Annotated in this window: 14 protein-coding genes and 1 pseudogene; 5 read left to right on the top strand and 10 right to left on the bottom strand. The window is 73.9% G+C overall.

The genetic code is table 11. From position 1 onward, the window contains the following. The first annotated feature begins 388 nt into the window (after nt 1-388). On the top strand, nt 389-1,240 hold the full coding sequence (locus RAN62_RS24405) for an LPXTG cell wall anchor domain-containing protein (RefSeq protein ID WP_305787071.1): 852 nt from the start codon (nt 389-391) through the stop codon (nt 1,238-1,240). A gap of 158 nt (nt 1,241-1,398) precedes the next feature. On the opposite strand, the gene RAN62_RS24400 is transcribed toward RAN62_RS24405, so the two are convergent. Continuing rightward, nucleotides 1,399-1,929: a DUF3253 domain-containing protein gene (locus RAN62_RS24400; RefSeq protein WP_305787070.1), complete on the bottom strand. Its 531-nt coding sequence runs from the start codon at nt 1,927-1,929 to the stop codon at nt 1,399-1,401. 299 nt (nt 1,930-2,228) lie between these two features. Here RAN62_RS24400 and RAN62_RS24395 point away from each other — a divergent pair, with 299 nt between their 5' ends. Then, nucleotides 2,229-2,849 (top strand): response regulator transcription factor, encoded by a 621-nt coding sequence (locus tag RAN62_RS24395; protein WP_305787069.1) that lies wholly within the window; start codon nt 2,229-2,231, stop codon nt 2,847-2,849. A gap of 48 nt (nt 2,850-2,897) precedes the next feature. After that, nucleotides 2,898-3,503, top strand: a pseudogene (locus RAN62_RS24390) (response regulator transcription factor); the annotation flags it as partial. On the opposite strand, the gene RAN62_RS24385 reads toward RAN62_RS24390, so the two are convergent. From RAN62_RS24385 to RAN62_RS24360, 6 genes are all read right to left on the bottom strand, one after another. Then, nucleotides 3,414-5,216: an ATP-binding cassette domain-containing protein gene (locus tag RAN62_RS24385; protein ID WP_369077195.1), complete on the bottom strand. Its 1,803-nt coding sequence runs from the start codon at nt 5,214-5,216 to the stop codon at nt 3,414-3,416. The pseudogene RAN62_RS24390 and the gene RAN62_RS24385 sit on opposite strands and share 90 nt — an antisense overlap. Next, nucleotides 5,213-6,949, bottom strand: a complete 1,737-nt coding sequence (locus RAN62_RS24380; RefSeq protein WP_305787067.1) for an ABC transporter ATP-binding protein — start codon at nt 6,947-6,949, stop codon at nt 5,213-5,215. Before RAN62_RS24380 ends, RAN62_RS24385 begins: the two co-directional genes overlap by 4 nt. Then, nucleotides 6,942-7,076 (bottom strand): SapB/AmfS family lanthipeptide, encoded by a 135-nt coding sequence (locus RAN62_RS24375; RefSeq protein WP_305787066.1) that lies wholly within the window; start codon nt 7,074-7,076, stop codon nt 6,942-6,944. Before RAN62_RS24375 ends, RAN62_RS24380 begins: the two co-directional genes overlap by 8 nt. Further along, nucleotides 7,073-9,772, bottom strand: a complete 2,700-nt coding sequence (lanKC, locus tag RAN62_RS24370; protein ID WP_305787065.1) for a class III lanthionine synthetase LanKC — start codon at nt 9,770-9,772, stop codon at nt 7,073-7,075. The genes RAN62_RS24375 and lanKC overlap by 4 nt, the downstream gene beginning before the upstream one ends. A gap of 231 nt (nt 9,773-10,003) precedes the next feature. Beyond that, nucleotides 10,004-10,756 carry a hypothetical protein gene (locus RAN62_RS24365; RefSeq protein WP_305787064.1) on the bottom strand — a complete coding sequence of 251 codons (753 nt, stop codon included), beginning with the start codon at nt 10,754-10,756 and terminating at the stop codon, nt 10,004-10,006. Next, on the bottom strand, nt 10,753-11,286 hold the full coding sequence (locus RAN62_RS24360) for a SigE family RNA polymerase sigma factor (protein ID WP_305787063.1): 534 nt from the start codon (nt 11,284-11,286) through the stop codon (nt 10,753-10,755). The genes RAN62_RS24365 and RAN62_RS24360 overlap by 4 nt, the downstream gene beginning before the upstream one ends. Nucleotides 11,287-11,341: 55 nt before the next feature. Here RAN62_RS24360 and RAN62_RS24355 point away from each other — a divergent pair, with 55 nt between their 5' ends. Continuing rightward, complete coding sequence (locus tag RAN62_RS24355) at nt 11,342-12,259, top strand: hypothetical protein (protein WP_305787062.1); 918 nt, start codon at nt 11,342-11,344, stop codon at nt 12,257-12,259. On the opposite strand, the gene RAN62_RS24350 is transcribed toward RAN62_RS24355, so the two are convergent. Further along, on the bottom strand, nt 12,260-13,492 hold the full coding sequence (locus tag RAN62_RS24350) for a prolyl oligopeptidase family serine peptidase (protein ID WP_305787061.1): 1,233 nt from the start codon (nt 13,490-13,492) through the stop codon (nt 12,260-12,262). 173 nt (nt 13,493-13,665) lie between these two features. On the opposite strand from RAN62_RS24350, the gene RAN62_RS24345 reads away from it, so the two are divergent. Continuing rightward, the gene (locus RAN62_RS24345) at nt 13,666-14,742 is read left to right on the top strand and encodes a ScyD/ScyE family protein (RefSeq protein ID WP_305787060.1); all 1,077 of its coding nucleotides are present in this window, start codon (nt 13,666-13,668) and stop codon (nt 14,740-14,742) included. On the opposite strand, the gene RAN62_RS24340 is transcribed toward RAN62_RS24345, so the two are convergent. Together RAN62_RS24340 and RAN62_RS24335 are read right to left on the bottom strand one after the other, a co-directional pair. After that, complete coding sequence (locus RAN62_RS24340; protein WP_305787059.1) at nt 14,720-17,455, bottom strand: ATP-binding protein; 2,736 nt, start codon at nt 17,453-17,455, stop codon at nt 14,720-14,722. The genes RAN62_RS24345 and RAN62_RS24340 overlap by 23 nt on opposite strands. Beyond that, complete coding sequence (locus RAN62_RS24335; protein WP_305787058.1) at nt 17,422-17,616, bottom strand: hypothetical protein; 195 nt, start codon at nt 17,614-17,616, stop codon at nt 17,422-17,424. The genes RAN62_RS24340 and RAN62_RS24335 overlap by 34 nt, the downstream gene beginning before the upstream one ends. Nucleotides 17,617-17,763: the final 147 nt, after the last annotated feature.

Raw genomic sequence — 17,763 nt, 5'->3', positions numbered from 1 at the left:
CGCCCGGCCGGTCCCGCGCTGCGAACGGCGGCTCTGACAACTGACGGCCAACTTCGGGTGACACGCGACGGGCGGGATGGTGAAGGCCTCGTGGGCGGGTGGACACGGGCGACGGTGATTCATAGCCTCCGCTGGTCGTCTTCTCGCGGGGGAATTCCGAATGTCCATTGTGTTCAAAGCCGTCCGGCCCGCCCTTGTCGTTGTCATGGCTGCCGGAATGTCCGGATCCTTCGGCGGTGCGGCATCGGCCGGCCCTTCAGCGGGGGCGCCGGCCGTTTCCTTGGCGGGGCCGTCGGTATCGGTTGATCCTTCGGCGGGGCCGTCGGCGCCGGTTGATCCTTCGGCGGGGCCGTCGGCCGCGGCTTCCGCGTCGGCTTCGTCCGCTGCGGTGCTCGCCGGTAGCTACGGTTTCAGCTACGACGAGGAGCTGGCCGGGCAGACGATCCTTCTGCACGAGTACGCGCTGACTCCGGAGGACGCCGCCGTCACGCGGCGCATCGACTGGGGCGACGGGTCGCCGATCGAGGAGAAGACCAAGGGCGGCTACTACGAGCACGTGTACGACAAGGCGGGCACCTACCGCATGAGCGTGCAGCTGGTGAGTGGCACTGAAACCGTTTCCGGCACGTTCCCGAACGGCGACACGATCACGATCGTCGACTCGGTGCCGCCGGAGGTGCTCTCCGGCAAGTACAGCCTGAAGCCCACCCGCGTTCGCGTGAACGAAGGGGTGACGCTGACCGAGGATGAGATCATCGGCGACGACGCCGCGCCGGTCTTCATCTTCCGCACCGTCGACTGGGGCGACGGGACGACTCAGGAGTGGTCGCACTTCGGCCAGCCGGGGCCGCACAAGTACGCGAAGCCGGGCACCTACAAGGTGACCGTCCAGCTGCGGAATCTGCAGTGGGTGACGGCCGGAACCTTCCCGAAGGGCAACACCGTTACCGTGACCGCCGGCTCACCGGGCGCCGGCGAGCCCGGAGGCGGCGAGCCCGGAGGCGGCGAGCCGGGCGCAGGAGACCCGGGTGCAGGGGATCCGGGCGACGGAGACCCGGGTGACGGCGAGCCGGGCGCAGGTCAGCCGGATGACGAGGGCGGCTCCGGCGGCGGCGACGAGGGTCTGCCGGTCACCGGCCAGAACACGACGGTCGTCGCGGGCATCGGGCTGGGCTTCGTCCTCGCCGGCGCGGGAACGCTCGTGGCCCTGCGCCGCCGCCGGACGACCTTCGTGCGCTGACCCGCCGGTCGAAGTGCACTGACCCGCCGGGTTAGGTGCGCAGACCCGCCGGGCGCTACCAGGAGCCTGCCGTGACGTACATGGGCGCGGTGCGCTGACCCGCCCCTCGCCGCGCACTGACCCGCCGGTCGTCGTGCGCCGGCTCGCGGGCCGCGCTCTTACCAGCGGGGCCCGCGGGCAAGGCGGACCGGGCCGACCGCGGTGGCGATGTCGACGACGGCGCCACGCTGGCGGACGGTGAGGGTGCCTTCGCGGGCCAGTTCGGCGGCCACCTCGCGGGCTGTGTCCATCAGGCCGCGCCACCCGTCGCCGCCGACGACCCGGGCCGCGTCGCTGGGGCAGATGGTGGCTTCGGGCCGGCGGTGCCGCAGCAAGGCGCGCATCGTCGCGGCCAGTCGCGCCTCGCGGTCGGCGGCCACCCCACCCAAGGCCGCCTCACCCAAGGCCGCCTCACCCACGGCCGCCTCACCCACGGCCGCCTCACCCACGGCCGCCTCACCCGAGGCCGCCTCACCCGAGGCCACCCCGCTCAGGGCCACCTCGGCGTCGTGGACACGCGCACGGGCGATTTCCGGGTCGGTGGCGGCGAGGCGACGGGCGGTGGCCAGCTCGCTCTCCAGCTGCCGGCGCAGGGTCTGCGGGACGGCCGAGGCATTCGGCGTCGGTCCGTCGTCAGCTGCACCCGTCAAGGAATCAACCCCGCCCATCAAACAAGTCACCCACGTCCATCAAACCGCTCATCAGCGCATTCCCCGCGCCGATCGAGGGAAACTCCACGCGAGCCACCGCGCCCCTCAGGGAGAACTCCGCGCGCCGTCGAGAAGAACCCCGCGAGGGCCGCTCGAGCCCGTCAACGAGCATCCTGGCCCAATCGCGCAAATTCTCTCCGGAATGCGATCACGAAATGAACTTGTTACGTTCGTTTCAAGGTCCAGGAAATTTCCAGGTCCGGGAAAGATTTCAAGGTCCGGGAAAGAGGGAGAGCGCCTTGATCAGGGTCTTGATCGTCTCGCAGTTACGGTTGCTCCGGGAGAGCCTGCAAGCGGTCCTCGGCGGCACGGGCGGGGTGGAGCCGCTGCTCACCGACAGCTCCGGCGACGAGCTGCTCCGGGTCGTGCGGGAGGTGCGGCCGCGGGTGGCGCTGGTGGACATCGACGAGCCCGGGGGCGCCGGCCCGCCCGGCTCGGGCCTGCGCGCCGCCGAGCTGCTGACGCGCGAGGCCGCCGGCACCGAGGTGGTCACCCTGACGGCGCAGCGTACGCCCGGCCGCCTGCGCGAGGCGATGCTCGCGGGCGTGCGCGGGTTCGCCACCCGGGACCAGGCTCCCGGCGAGCTGGCCGAGCTCATCCGGCGGGTCGCGGCCGGGGAGCGGGTCATCGACCCCGACACCGCCGTCGCCGCCCTGCACACGGTGGACAATCCGCTGACCGAGCGGGAGCAGGACGTGCTGCGGCTGACCCTGGTCGGCCTCTCGACCCGGCTCATCGCCCGGCAGCTGCACCTGAGCTCCGGCACCGTCCGCAACTATCTGTCCGGGGCGGTCCGCAAGCTCGGCTGCACGAACAGGTTGCAGGCCGCCGCCCGGTCGATGGACTCCGGCTGGTTGTGACCCGCGGGTCCCACTGACTGACATTGGACACCGTTCGCCCGGCTGATCATGCAATTTACATGTTTAAATGTCTGGGGTTTTTGCCGCGGATATTGTTCGTCGGGAGGCCGGGACGTGGTGCGCATACTCCTGGCAATGCGCGGGGGGCTGCTCCGAGGAGCCCTGCGGTACGTGTTGTCGGCCGAGCCCGACATCGATGTCGTGGCCGAGTGCGACGCAGTCACCAACGCCATCGACCGGGTCCGCGGCGGTGAGCCGGACGTGACGGTCCTCGAGCTGGACCTGCTCAACGACGGCGACGCCGGGCTCGACGCCCGCCGGGCCGCGCAGGAGGCGCACGCCGAGCTGCCCGACACGAAGGTCCTGGTGCTGGTCGACCCGCGGCGGCCCCGTTTCGGCACGCAGATCGCCTCGACCCCGCCGACCATCGGCTTCCTGGCCCAGTCCGCCCCGCCCGACCGGGTCGTCGACGCCATCCGGCGCCTGGTCCGCGGCGAGCGGGTCGTCGACGCGGACCTGCTCGCGGCCGCCATGACCAGCACGGTTCCGCTGACGACGGGCGAGCTACGCGTCCTCAAGGTCGCGGCGCAGGGCCTCTCCGTCAAGGACATCGCGGCGAACCTGTCCCTCTCCCCCGGCACTGTGCGCAACCACCTGACGCGGATCCTCGCCAAGACCGGCGCGCAGAACAGGATCGAGGCCATCCACATCGCGCGGACGTCCGGCTGGATCTGACAGCCGCCGACAGGTGACCGACCGGGCCCGCAGCTCGGCGTGGGTGCCCAGCTCGGGCCGCGACCCGTCGAACAGCAGGATCCGGGTCGCCCGCCGCACCGAGGTCATCCGGTGCGCGATGACCACGAGGGCGCCGGGACGGGCGGCGAAGGCGCGCTCGGCCCGTTCCTCGGCGGCCGGGTCCAGGTGGCAGGTGGCCTCGTCGAGCAGCGTCAGCCCGGCCGGGGCGAGCCAGGACCGCGCGAGCGCGATCAGCTGACGTTCGCCGGCCGACAGCGCCGCCGGGTCGACCGGGGCGTGCAGGCCACCGAGCCGCTCGAGCACCGGGCCGAGACCGAAAATGCCGACCGCCTCGAGGAGGCCGGCGTCGGTGGAGGCGTGGAGGTAGGACAGGTTCTCGGCGAGGGTGCCGCTGAAGACGTACGCCTCCTGGGGCAGCAGCACGCACGGGCCGGACCGGGCGACGGTGCCCTCGTCCGGTCGCAGCAGGCCCGCCATCAGCGCGGCGAGCGTCGACTTGCCGATTCCGCTGGCGCCGGCGATCACGAGGTGGTCCCCCGCCCTGACGTCCAGGCTGAAGCGGTCCAGCACCGGGGCGGCGGCGGGCCCGTAGCGGAAGGTGACGTCACGCAGCCGCAGCAACGGCCCGGCCGCCGGCGTGGGGTCGGCCACAGCGGGAGAAGGGAGGGTCGAGGCGGTCAGGAGATGGCTCAGCGTGACCGCATAGCGGAGGCCGCCGGCGGCTAGCCCCTCGACCAGCAGGTGCAGCGCCGGATGGAGACCCTGGCGCACGTAGACCAAGGCGCCCAGCACCGCGCCGGGGCCGATGTCGCCCCGGCGGACCAGCCACGGCGCGACGACGAGCACGGCCAGCAGCGGGACCCAGCCGCCGACGGCGAGGGCGAGTCCGCGCAGCGCCCCGCCCCGGGCCACGGCGAGGTCCGCGCGGGCCTGCTCGGCGACGGGCCCGGCGACCAGATCGTCGGCCAGGGCCCGGGCACCGGTGGCGGTCACGTCGCGATGGCTGGTCAGAACCGACTCGGCCGCGTCGGCGAGGTGCTCGGCGGCGGTCACGGCGGCGCGCTGGCGGGCGGCAAGGCTCGGGAGGAGGGCGAAGAACAGGCCGAGGCCCAGCAGCAGGGGCACGCCGACCGCGGCGCCGAGCAGGGGGGCCAGGCCGAGGAGGCCGGCCACGGCGGCGGCGAGGCCGACGGCCACGCCGCGGAGCACGGTGAGGAGGCCGGCGAGCGCGTCGCGGACCAGCTCGACCTGGTACGTCAGCCGGGCGAGCGCACCGTCGTCCGGGCGTCCCGCCGCGACGCTGCGCCGCACGGCGCCGGTGACGACGCGGGTCACCAGGCGGTCGCGGAACGGCTCGACGACGCCGCCGAGACGCCGGTACGCGCTCCGGGAGCCGGCCGCCCCGGCCGCCACCGCCAGCGCGAACACGCCGAGCCAGGCCAGCCCGGTCACCGGCCGGCCCGCGAGGAAGCCGCCGTCCACGGCGCGCGCGGTCGCGTACCCGGAAAGCAGCGCGGGGATCGCCTCGGCGAGCGACCATCCCCCCAGCCCGGCCAGCGGCCGCCGCAGCCGCCACAGCTCGGCCCGCGTGTACGACCCGGCGACGGTCATGCCGGACCTCCGAACACGGCCCGGTAGTCCGGGACGGCCCACAGCCTGTCGTGCGAGTCCACGCGGACGAGGCGGCCGTGGGACAGCCAGGCCACCAGGTCGGCGCGGGCGGCGACGGCGGGCCGGTGGGTGACGATCAGCCGGGTCCGGCCGGAGTCCGGCGCCAGCAGCACGTCCATGATCCGCGCCTCGGTGACGGTGTCCAGGCTGGACGACGCGTCGTCGAGGATCAGGAGGCGCTCGGCGGTCAGGGCGCGAGCCAGGCCGAGGCGCTGGTTCTCCCCGCCCGACCGGGGCAGGGCCCGCAGCGGCGTGTCGAGCCCGTGCGGGAGCCGGTCCAGATAGTCGTCGATGGCCGCCGTGCGGGTCGTGGCGCGGACCAGCGCCTCCGGGCGTCCCAGCCCGACGGCCTCGCGCACGGTGCGGCCGAAGAGCGACGGGCGCTCGAAGCCGTAGCCGATCGCCCGGCGCAGCGACTCGCTCGTGAGCGCCGGCAGCGGTGTGCCGTCGAGCAGCACGCAGCCCTCGTCCGGATCGAGGAGGCGGCCGGCCACCGCGGCCAGGGTCGACTTGCCGGCGCCGGAGGAGCCGACCACCGCGACGGTACGCCCGGCGGGCACCACGAGATCGACGCCGTCCAGCACCGGGCGGTCGCCGGCGCGCACGGACACGCGCAGGAACCGCAGCTCACCCGGCCCCGGCCGGAGGGTGCGGCAGCCGTGGGCGGTGGCGGGGACGGTCAGAAGCTCGTCGGCACGGGCGGCGGCGGTGCGGACCCGGATCAGGCGGTTGAGGGTCGCCAGGATCGCGCCCAGCCCGGCACCGAGGGCGGCGTACTGGGTCGCCGCGAGCAGGTCGCCGGGAGTGATGCGGCCCGCGCCGAGCAGGAGACCGCCCGTGGCCAGCACCACGATCTGGGTGAGCGGGCCGAGCAGCGACGTGCGGCCGGCCGCCGTGGCGAGCGCGTCCCAGGTGCCCCGGCCGTGCCGGCTCAGCTCCGGCAGCGGGCGGAGGATGCGGTCGATCTCGCGGCCGGCGGTGCCGGCGGCGGCGATGGTCCGGCTGCCGCCGAGGGCCTCGGCGAGAGCGGCGGCGAGCCGGCCCTGGACGACCTGGTAGTCGCGGGCGGCCGCCGAGGCGTCGGTGACGAAGCGGCGCAGCAGCAGCGAGAGGACGAGCAGGCCGGCGGCGCAGGCCAGCCCGAGCCGGACGTCGATCAGCAGCAGGGCGACGAGGCTGCCGATCGGCGGGACGATCGAGGTGACGCCCAGGACGACGGCGCTCGCGGCGGTGCCCGCGGCGGTGGCCTGGCCGGTGAGCCGGGCGACGAGGTCGCCGACCGGGTGGGCGCGGACCACGGGCACGGGCAGGGCGATCAGGTGCCCGGCCAGCGTGCGGCGCAGCCAGGCGGTGGCCCGGGCGTTGCCGGCGCCGGTGACCAGCGGGGACAGGACCTCCGCGGCGGCGGCCGTGGCGATCAGCAGGCCGGTGACGAGCAGCCACCGGGCCGGGGAGCCGGATCCCAGCAGCGTGTCGACCGTGCGGCCGAGGGCGGCGGGCAGGGCCAGCTGCGCGGCGGCGCCGGTCACGCAGACCAGGGCCAGCACGACCGCGGATCCCCCGGCCGCCCGCACGCAGCGCAGCAGCAGCGACCGCCCGGCGGGGCTCGGCAGCGGCGCCTGCCCCACCCCGGGATGTCCGGGGCGGGGCAGGCGCGCGGGCTGGTCAGTCACACGTCGTGACGCTCAGCGAGCTGTCGCCGCAGAGGAGCAGGCTGGCCTGGCTGCCGCCACCGCCGCCACCGCCGCCGTTCTCGTCGTCGGTCGGGAGCTGCAGGCCCTGCAGGTCGAGGAGGTTCATGGCGTTTCTCCGATCTGGTGAGAGTGAACCGATGGTGTTTCTTCCGCGCGCCGGAAGTCTGTGGGGCCCGGGGACGCGTCCGGCGCGTCCGCGGGGCTTGGTGCGGCCGGGGCTGCCGTGCGGCCCAGGACCGGGCTTTGCGCGGCCCGGGCTGCCGTGCGGCCCAGGACCGGGCTTCGCGCGGCCCGGGCTGCCGTGCGGCCCGGGATCGGGCCGAGGAAGGGCAGGGCCAGGGCGGGATCGTCGGCCATGGCCCGGGCGAGCAGCACGCCGGCCGATCCGGTGGCCAGGTCCATCGAGAGCCGCAGGAGCTGGTTGCCCGGCACGGCGAGGTGGCGGCCGAAGGGCAGCAGGTGCCACGAGAGCAGGCCGGACTGCCGGCGCAGCTCGCCGGGCTCGTCGAGGCCGGCGGCGACCCGGGCGGCCAGGTAGGCGACGATCCCGGCGCGGCCGGCGAAGAGGCCGGGCTGGACATAGAAGGGAAAACAGGCGGCCCGGCGGATCGCGGCCGAGGCGGTCGTGAACTGCTCGTCGGCCCGGTGGCTCAGGTAGCGGTCGATCACCAGGCCGATGCCGACACTGCCGTCGGCGAGGTAGGGCATGGTGCGCCAGCCCTCGTCCACGCTCATCGCGCCGTTCTCACGGATCACGCAGGCGCACAGGTCGCGGCGCAGCGCCCGGGCGGCCAGGTCGAGCATCGCCTCGTCGCCGGTCTGCTCGTAGCGGTGCAGGAAGAGCAGGGCGGGACCGGCGGCGCCGCGGTGCAGGCCGGCCCAGGGGTGGGCACCCCCGCTGGTCGTCGCGGCGGGCGGCGCGGCCCGCAGCCGGGCGGCGACCAGATCGGTGACCTGGGCGGCCGCGTCGGCATAGCGATGATCGCCGGTGGCGCCCGCGAACCAGGCCAGGTTGAGCCCGATGCCGGCCAGCCCGCCGCCGAGGTCGGAGCCGAGGTCGCGCCACGGCTCGGCGAGGCAGCGGTCGAGCAGGGCGACGGCCTCGTCCTTGCGGCCGAGCCGGTGCAGCGCCCACGCCACCCCGTGCAGCCCGTCGTGGAAGCCGAGCCGCGAGCCGGACTCCGGGGCGTGCGCCCGGTCGGCGAGCCACTGCTCGTGGGCCGGGTCGACGGGCATCTGCGTCTCGGCGAGGGCCCAGAGCACGCCCGCCGCGCCGTGGGCGAGGTTGACGCCGCCGCTGCGGAACTGCTCGATGTCGCCGGGGAACAGGCGATCCGTGCGTACGGGAGAAGCACTGGCCGTGATCCCATCGGCAAGCCGGCGGCGCGTGTCCGTGGTCTCGAACGGCGGCGCCGGGCGCGGCCCGAGGATCACGCGCACGGACTCGTCGAGCTCGGCCCGGGGCACCGGGAAGTGCTCGGCGATGATGTCGGCCAGATGCGTGACCTTGGCCGGGGCGAGCCGGAGCATCGAGGTCAGCGGCAGGAACAGGGCGAGCCGCAGGCAGGCGAGCGCGTAGTCGTCGACGGCGAAGCCGGTGCGGTCGCGGGGCGCGGCGAAGGCCTGGTTGCGCAGCGCGGGCGGGCCGGGCTCGGCCACCGGACGGGCCACCTCGAAGTCGAGCAGCGTGACCCGGTCCTCGTCGTCCACGAGCACGTTGAACAGGTGCAGGTCGCCGTAGACGACGCCGGCCCGGTGGATGTCACCGATGATCCGCGCGACCTGGGCGTGGACGCCGAGCGCCCAGCGGGTGTAGTCGGCGCGCCGGGTGGGCGCCTCGACCAGCGGGTGCCGCTGGACGAGCAGCTTGTTGAGGGGCTCGCCGGTCACGTAGGACAGCGCGAGGAACTCGTGCTCGCCCAGCGTGAAGCTGTCGTGCACCCGGACGATCCCGGGCACGCCGGCCAGGCGCAGCAACATGTCGCGCTCACGGCGCAGCCGGGTCACCGCGTCGGTGCCGGTGGCGTCGAGCCCGGCGCCCGGGCGGGCCTCCTTGAGCACGACGACCTCGTCGGTGCGCAGGTCACGCCCCACATAGAGACCGCCGCCGTTGGAGAAGTGCAGGGCCCGCTCGATCTTGTACGGAACCTGGGTCGTGCTGACGGCCTCCCGCGCGGCCAGGTGCGGCTCGAGGAAGGCCGGCAGGGTCACCCACTCCGGCACGTGGAACACGGGGTCGCGCCGGTCGGGCACGAGCGCCCCGGAGGCGTCGGCGATCGCGGGGACGACCTGGCCGTCGCGGAGACAGTAGCGCTTGCTGAACGACCCGTAGCGGACATAGACCGGCCCGTCGCCGTAGCGCAGGTCCGACAGGATGTACGGCCCGGGCTCGCCGGCCAGGAGCTCCGCCAGCTCGGCGCAGATCGTGGCCAGCTCGGCGTCGTCGCGCGGGTAGATCGTGACGAACTTCCCGCTGGCGCCCCGGGCGGCATACTTGCTGTTGCGCATGAGCAGCAGCTTCGGGCCGCGCAGGTGCTTGAAGGCGAGCCCGCGGGGCACGCAGTAGTCGCGGACCGTGGCCAGCACCCGCTCGGCGTTACCGAGCGTGGCGGACACGTGGACCTTCCAGCCCTGCGGCCGGGACTCGCCCGCCGCGGGGGCCCAGATCGTCCAGTCCTCCGAGGCCTGCCGCCGCCAGCCGTCCGGCCGGTCACCAGCAGGGAACTCCTGGGCCGGCGCGCTGCTCAGGGAGTCGTAGAACAGCGGGTCGACCGCGCAGAACGAGTCGTAGCGCTTGTCCATGTCCGCTCCCTTCCGCGTCGCTCTCCGTGTGCCACCAGACTGCCCGCTCCGGAGTCGCGGCTGAAGTGTTGCCCGTCAGGCGTCCGCGGTACATAAGGGCCATGAAGACATGACAAAGAGCAGGTTTGAGCGAACGGGAAAGGGAGACGCGCGGGCCCGGACGGGCGCGGAGGACGACTGCGGGCGCCGACTGGTCCTGGACCACGTCGACGCCCGCTCCCGTACGCCGGTCTAGTTGCCCATGTAGCCCGTCTCGGCCTGCTTCTTGAGCTCCTTCTCGACCTTCTCGTTCGGCTGACCCGCGGCCGCCGCCATGCGGTCGATCAGACCCTGGTGTACGTGCAGACCGGCGCCCACCTCGAGCATCTGCGCACGGCTCAGCGGCACGTCGAACTGCACGGTCGCGTACACCTCGGGGTCGACCGCGATGACCAGCTGCCGCACCCCGTCGACGTTGGTGCGCAGGATCGCCTCCTTGCCGCCGACCGTCAGCTTGTCGCCGGACAGCTCGCCCCGGAACTCCCGCATCTCCAGGAAGACGGCGATCTTGCCGGTGTAGTCGCGCGGGTCGTACATCGGCGACGTCGACGGGTCGACGTCCGGTCCCGGGTTCTTGGCGGAGTCCGGCGCGATGGTGAGGCCGGTCCAGTCGGCGTTCTGGATGAAGAAGCCCTCGGGCACCATGTCGACGGTGAAGTCCTGCGGCTGCTTGCCCGTGTAGTCGACGAGACGCAGGTTTCCGGCGGCCGAGGGGGCGACGGCGGCCACCGGTGGCGTGCCGGAGTCGTCGTTGGTCATGACGCCGGTGAAGGAGAACGTCGCGACGAGGGCGGCGACCCCGAAGGCCGAGCCCGCCATCGCCTGCACGGTCCGGCGCTTGCGCACCGCGCTGCGGGCGCGTGCGATGTCGGCCGCGATCGCGTCCTCGGAGGCCGGCTCGATCGTGCCGCCGAGGCGTTCCATCCGGGTGAAGAGGTCGTTCATCGTCCTGCTCCTTGCTGCTGGAAGTGGGGAACATCGAGGGTGGCGCGCAGCTTCTCGAGGGCGCGGGCGGTCTGGCTCTTGACCGTCCCCTCGGAGCAGCCGAGCGCCTCGGCCGTCTGCGCGACGTCGAGCTCGTGCACGAAGCGGAAGACCACGGCCGCCCGCATCCGGGGCGGCAGCGCGCGCAGGGCCCGGGACAGCTCGGGGTCGTCGCCGTCCGGCTCGGCGCCCGCGGCCCGCTCCGGGACGTCGGCGATCGGCCGGCCGAAGCGCCCGGCGCGCTTCCGCTCGTCCATCAGCGCGTTGACGAGCGTGCGGCGGACGTACCCGTCGGGGTTGTCCGCCCGCCGGAAGGCCGCCCACGAGATGTAGAGCTTGGTCAGCGCCGTCTGCACCAGGTCTTCGGCGAGATGCGCGTCACCGGCCGTGAGCAGCCGCGCGGTGTAGAGCATCGGCCCCCGCCGCGCGGCCACGAAGTCGTGGAACTGGGCGTCGCGCTCGGGTCCGCCCGAGCTTCTTTGTCGTCTCACGTTCCCCTGACCTCCGCGGCCCGTCCCCGGGTTGCACGATGGCACAATCCTGCGGGTGCGGGGAGTGGGGCGACGGGTCGCGGGCCTGGTCAGTGCGGTTGCGGTGGGTGCGGCCACGGCGTCGTGCGCGTGGGTCGCGGATCCGGAACAGAAGGATCACGTACGCGAGACGCTGGGCGCCGTGCCCGACGACGTGGGCCGGGCGCTGCGCCTGGGCGACGTGCGGCTGCACAACAACGGGGCCTCGGGCATCGACGTCACCGGGGACCGGGCCATCGGCCTGTCCGTCGAGGCGGCGCCGGGCACGACGACCGGCGCGTGGGTGCAGGGGTGCCGGGCGCTGGTCGCGGCGCTGGGCGGCACGCCGGCCCGGGTCTACGGCCGGATGCCCGGGCGCGAGCCGCTCCACGAGGCGACCGACGAGCTGTGCCGCCGGGGCATCGGGCATCCCCTCGGCTCGTCGGAGGATCCCCGGCTGGTGCTGGGCGTGGACGGCGCCGACACCGGGATCGACGTCGACGCCGAGCGGCTGCTGCTCACCGCGGACGGGCGCGAGCCGCGAGAGGCGGGAGCCGCGCTGACCATCGCCGCGCCGGACCTCGCCGCCTGGGACAAGGCCCTGCCGGAGACGCCACTCCCTTGGCGCTACACGTCGCAACGGAACGAGAGCGTGACCTTCGTCGTGCCGGCCGGGACCCGGCTGTGGGCGAGCGCCGGCTGCGGCGTCACGGACCCGGACGCGCACGCCGAGATCGAGCCCCGGGACGGCGGCAACTACGTGAGCTTTCTCGGCGGGTCACAGCCCGGCGCCAGTTGCGGCGAGCGGGTCAACCAGGCGCTGAGCCCGCAGCTCTCGTACGCGACGAAGGACGGGCGTCCCGTGGACCGGTACGACGTGGTCGTCATGCCGTTCCCCCAGCTGGCCCGCGGCGGGGAGCCGCCCGTCCGTACGGTGACCGTCGACCGCGAGTGATCAGCGGCGGTGCCGGGCCATCCACTGCCAGATGTGCTCGCCGCGGTGACTGGGGTCGTTGCGGGCGACATAGATCCACGACCAGTGGCCCGGGAACTGGTAGCCGTTCCACGTCACGGTGTCGTAGAGCGACAGGATCGACCGCGGGATCAGGTCGTGGGCGTGGACGGTGTTGGCGATCGGGTCGACGGTGTCGTCGTCGCGCGAGGCGACCAGCCAGGTCGGGGTGGTGATCCGGGCCAGGTCCGCGTCCGGGATGCGCGGCGGGTCGCCCGCGACGACGCCGCAGATGGGCACCGACGAGGCGAAGAGCCGCGGGTAGGCCGTGGTCATCTTGAGGCTCATGAAGCCGCCGTTGCTGGCGCCGACCACGTGGATCCGGTCGGTGTCGACGGCCCGCCTGCGCACGACGTCGCGGATGACCTCGCGGATCTGCGGGGCGAAGCGGTCGCCGTCCTCGAGCCAGAACGACGTGCTCTGCGGCGCGACCACGTGCGCGCCCGCGAAGATCCGCTGCGCCTCGCGCGTGGCGAACCCGAGGGCGCCCCGGTTGGCGCGCAGCACGGTCTCGTTGTCGTAGTAGTTGTCCGGCAGCGACGCACCTTCCCCACCGCCGTGCAACCACACGATCAACGGCCTTTTCCCCGTACGCCCGGAGGAGTACAGCCGGTACTTCAGGTCGGCGGTCCGGTGGTAGCTGAACGCGTCCACCTCGGGATTGGCCAGCCGGCCCTGCTCGAAGCGCGTGATCGTCAGCGGGCCGCCGTGGCGCCGCGCGATCGGCTGGAGCTGCGTGATCGTGTAGACCAGGGTCATCCGCACGTTGCGGCCCCGGCTCGCCACGTAGCCGAGGGTCGCCCCGCCGACCTGCCCCTCGCCGTAGCTGAGCTCGACGACGATGTCGCCGTGGCGGTCGAGCCGGACGGCCGTCACGGTGCGGTCGACGTCGTACGTCCCGAAGATCTGGTCCCCCGGCGCGAGCGGGATCGGGCTCGTGGCCGTGGCGTGCACGCGGAAGGTGCCCGTACCGAGCGAAGCGGGGTCGATCGGGCCGAGCCGGGACGTGTCGAGAGTGACCGACGTGACCTGTTCGCCCCCGTCGAGTGTTTCGGCGTTCAGAACGAAATCCACGCTCGTGCCCCGCTGCGCGAAAGCGGCACCGGGCAGGGCCAGACCCGCGGCGGCGCCCGCCCCGGCGGCCAGCAGACTGCGGCGACTTACGGACATTGCCATGCGAAAACCCCCGGTCAGCCGGTGCTTTCAACGACGATGATCGATGCACTCAACGTAGTGGGGCGGTAACGGGAACGCAACAGGCCGGTAATCAGGGTCCGATCGACCGGTTGCTCCCCCCACCCGGCCCTTCCTACGTTGGCGGCAGTCGACGAAATGGCAGGTGGGGGGGAATGAGATCGAGAGCAAGGGCCACCGTGGCGGTGGGCGCGAGCGTGCTCGTGATGCTCCCCGGCTTCCCGGCGCAGGCGTCGGCCGGATCCGCGACGGCACCCGTCCGCACCATCACCAAGGGACTGGACGGCCCGTACGGGCTGGACTTCCTGTCGCCACGCACCGCGGTCGTCGCGGAGGGCGACACCGGCGAGGTCACCACCGTGGACCTGAAGACCGGCAAGCAGAGGACCATCATCTCCGGGCTCGCCGGACCGTCCGGCGTGGCCACGCACAACGGCCGGATCTACGTGCAGCTGGGCGGGGAACCGGTGCCGGGCGCCAAGTATCCGGCCGGCGCGCTGCTGGTCGCGGACCGCACCGGCAAGCACGTCCGGGTGCTGGCCGACCTCATGGCGTACGAGCTGAAGCACAACCCGGACGGCCAGAAGCAGTTCGACGACAAGCAGCAGCCGTACGACGCGCTGTCGAACCCGTTCAGCATCACGTGGACGAAGTGGGGCCTGCTGGTCGCCGACGGTGGCGCGAACGACGTGCTGCGCGTGAATCCGCGTACGGGCAAGGTGTCGACGTTCTTCGTGCCGCCGAACCCGCGGACCAAGGAATGTCTCGCCGCGGGCGCGCAGGCCAACCCAGGCACCGTGGGCTGTGACTCCGTCCCGACCGGCGTCGCCGTGCGCGGCAGGTACGTCTACGTGTCCACCCTGGGCGCCGAGCAGCCCGGTGCGGCGGTCATCTATCAGCTCGACGGGCATACGGGCCGGGTGGTGCACAAGTGGAAGGGCTTCACCTCGCTGACCGGCATCGCCGTGGCGCCGCACGGGACGATCTACACGTCCGAGGTGCTCTTCAACGCGCCGCCGGGCGAGGAACCGCCGCCCGGCTTCGACCCGTCCACCGTGGGCCGGCTCACCCGGCTCGACCACGGCCGGGTCACGCACGCGGCGGTGACCATGCCGACCGGTCTGCGCTACGTCAACGGGCACCTCTACGCGACGTCGTGGAGCATCGCGTCGTTCCTGCGGATCCCGAAGGCCGGGCAGCTCGTGGACGTCAGCCGGAAGGCGTTCCGATGACCCACGACACCTCCGTCCGGGACGACACCCCGAGTTTCCGCAGGATGTTGGAGACGTGGACGGCGGCGGTGCGCGGGGAGATGTAGAGCCTCCGGGCCAGCTCCGTGTTGGTCAGCCCGTCGCTGATCAGCACCGCCACCTCCCGTTCGCGGGGCGTCAGCGCCGCCGGCCCGGTCACGGCCGGCGGCGCGTCGGCGGGGGCCAGGCCCAGCCGCGCGCGGACCTGCTCGAGCTGCGTCACCCGCCAGCCGCGCCAGGAGGAGAGCAACGGCTCCGCCGCCTGCACCAGCTCGGTGGCCTCGGCCCGCCGGTCGGCGGCGAGCAGGCATCGGGCCGCCGCGACCCGGACGGTGCCGCGGGTGGCCGGGCCGAGAATGTGGGCCTCCCGGACGGACAGGAGGCCGGCGAGTGCCTCGTCGTGCCGCCCGTGCGCCTCCGCGATCTGCGCCTCCACCAGCGTCCGGTAGGCGGCCCACACCTCGCCGTCGAGCAGCACGGCGAGCATCGCGTCGATCCGCTCGTGCGGCAGGCCCAGCTCCAGCGCGGCGGAGACCAGGTCGTGCGCCTGCTGACCGCTGCGCCACGTCTGCTTCGCCACCGCCGGCAGCAGCTCCTCCAGCGCCGCCTCGGCCCGGGGCCGGTCGTGGCGGCGGGCCGCGAGATGGAAGACCAGGCCCGGGATGGACGCGGGCACGTTCGAGGGCAGCGCGGTCAGGTCGGCGACGATCGCCTCGACCCGGTCCAGCTCGCCCGCCTCCAGCAGCAGCCCGGCCAGGAAGTGCCCGTGGTGGTCGGCCCAGCGGCCCCAGCGCCGGTAGGCCCGGTCCAGCTCGCGGCCCTCCTCGAGCGCGGCGATCGCGGCGGGCAGGTCGCCGGTGCGCCAGGCCAGCCGGGCCCGGCCCTGGAAGTACGTGGCCACGGCGAGCGCCTCGAACCCGGCGCGCTCGGCGTCGACCCGCATCCGCTCCAGGGTCTCGGCGTGCTCGGCCGGCGTCGTGGGCGGCACGCCCTGCACCAGGATCTCGAGGGCCCGGGCGGCCAGCACCCACTCGCCCGTCTTCTCCGCCTCGTCGACCACGGCGGACAGGATCTCCCGGCCCTCGTCCAGCGTCCGCGGGCTCTCGGCGAGGGTCGAGCCCCGCTCCAGCCGCGCGGCCAGCCGGACGGACGGCAGGTCGAGCTCCTCGGCCAGCGCCAGCGCCTGCCCGGACCAGCGCAGCGCGGCGTCGAAGTCGTCGCGCAGATAGGCCGACTGGGCGATCGCGGTCATCGCCCGGGCCTGGTCGGCGCCGCGGGGCAGCTCGGCGATGAGCGTCTCGATCTCCTCGGTCAACGCGCGCATGGCGCCGGGGTCGCGCGACTCCCAGGCGATGCGGACCAGCAGATAGAGCGCCTCGGCCCGGTCGGTGGTGGAGCCGGCGAGATCGTGCCAGCGCCGGCCGTAGCGCAGGGCGTCCTCCAGCAGGCCGGCCAGCCAGGCCGACCGGGCCGCCGCGCCGAGCAGCTCCGGGTCGTCGGGCACCTCGTCGAGGCCGAGCTCGGCCAGCTGCAGCGCCTGGTAGGCCGAGCCGATGGACTGGTAGAGGGCGGCGCCCCGGCGGGCGGCGGCGACCATGTCGTCGTACCGGCCGGCGCCCCGGGCGTGGTGGGCGACCATCGCCGGGTCCGAGTGGCCCCCGGCCAGCAGCGCCTCCAGGGCCGCTTCGTGCAGCCGGCGCCGCTGCCGGCCGAGCAGCTGCCCGGCCAGCGCCTCGCGGACCAGCGCGTGCCGGAAGGCGAACTCGTCCTCGCCCGACTCGGTCAGCACGCCCCGGGTGACCAGGTCGCGCAGGACGCCGATCAGCTCGTCCTCGGCCGTCTGAGTGACCTCGGCCAGCAGGTCGAAGGGGATCCGCTGGCCGAGCACGGTGGCCGCCTCGGCGATCCGGTGGGCGACCGGGTCGAGCTCGTCGATCTGCCGCCGCAGCACCTCGGCCAGGCTCCACGGCAGCGGCTGCTCGACCAGCGCCTCGACGTCGTAGCCGGGCAGCGCGCGCAGCAGCTCCTCCAGGAAGAACGGGTTGCCGCCCGTCCGGTTGTGCAGCGCGGTCGCCGCCCGCATCGGCGCCGGGGCCCCCGTGGCCGCCGCCAGGAACGCCGCCGTCTGCGACGGCGTGAACCGGTCGAGCCGGACGTGGGTGACGGTGTGCCGGCGCTCCATGCGGGCCAGCAGCCCGGCGACGGGCCGCCGGCCGGACACCTCGTCGGGGCGGTAGGTGCCGATGAGCAGCCGCGGCCCGTGCTGGTCGGCGATCCGCTCGAACAGCGCGGCGCTCTCCGAGTCGGCCCAGTGCAGATCCTCGAAGACGATCACCGCCGGTGCGTCGCCGATCAGCTCGGAGACGATCGCCAGCCCCGCGTGCAGCCGCTCGACCGGGCTGCGACCGGCGTCGGCGAGCGCGGCGAGTTGCTCCTCCGGGTGGCCGTCCAGGGCGTCGAGCAGCACCTCGTACGGCCGGGCCAGCGACCCGGGCTCGGCCTGCCCGACCAGCACCACCGTCTCCGGCGGCACCGTGGCCAGCAGCTCCCGCACCAGCCGCGTCTTGCCGATGCCGGGCTCCCCGGCGACGATCGCCACCGCGGGCGCGCGCGACGAAGCGAGCCGCACCAGCCGGCGCAGCTCGCTCTCCCGCCCGATCATCACCGGGCCGGCACCGCCACGGAAGGGTCGCACGCCGCCAGGGTACCGGCGGGCTTGCCGCGCGCGGCGGGGGCTTTGCGGGCCCTCCGCGCCCGGCGCGCCACGCTCAGCAGCCGGTGCCGGTCGGCCTCCTCGATCAGCTCCCGGTGGTGCTGGTTCGCCAGGGTCATCAGGTGGTCGGGGTGCAGGAACATCGGTCTCTCCTCGTCGCCGTCGATGAGTCCATCCTCGGTCGGCGAGAAGCCCGGCACATGCGTCGCTCCTACCTATCTTCGCTGCTCAGAGCGGCCTACGTATACGTAGGACGGCCCGGACCTGGCTGAAGTGCTGAACGTGGTCGC

It is taken from the genome of Symbioplanes lichenis (assembly GCF_030709675.1).
In the GTDB taxonomy this organism is placed as follows: domain Bacteria; phylum Actinomycetota; class Actinomycetes; order Mycobacteriales; family Micromonosporaceae; genus Actinoplanes; species Actinoplanes lichenis.
Note: the sequence above shows the minus strand (reverse complement) of the source record. Positions and strands in the feature narration are given on the sequence as shown.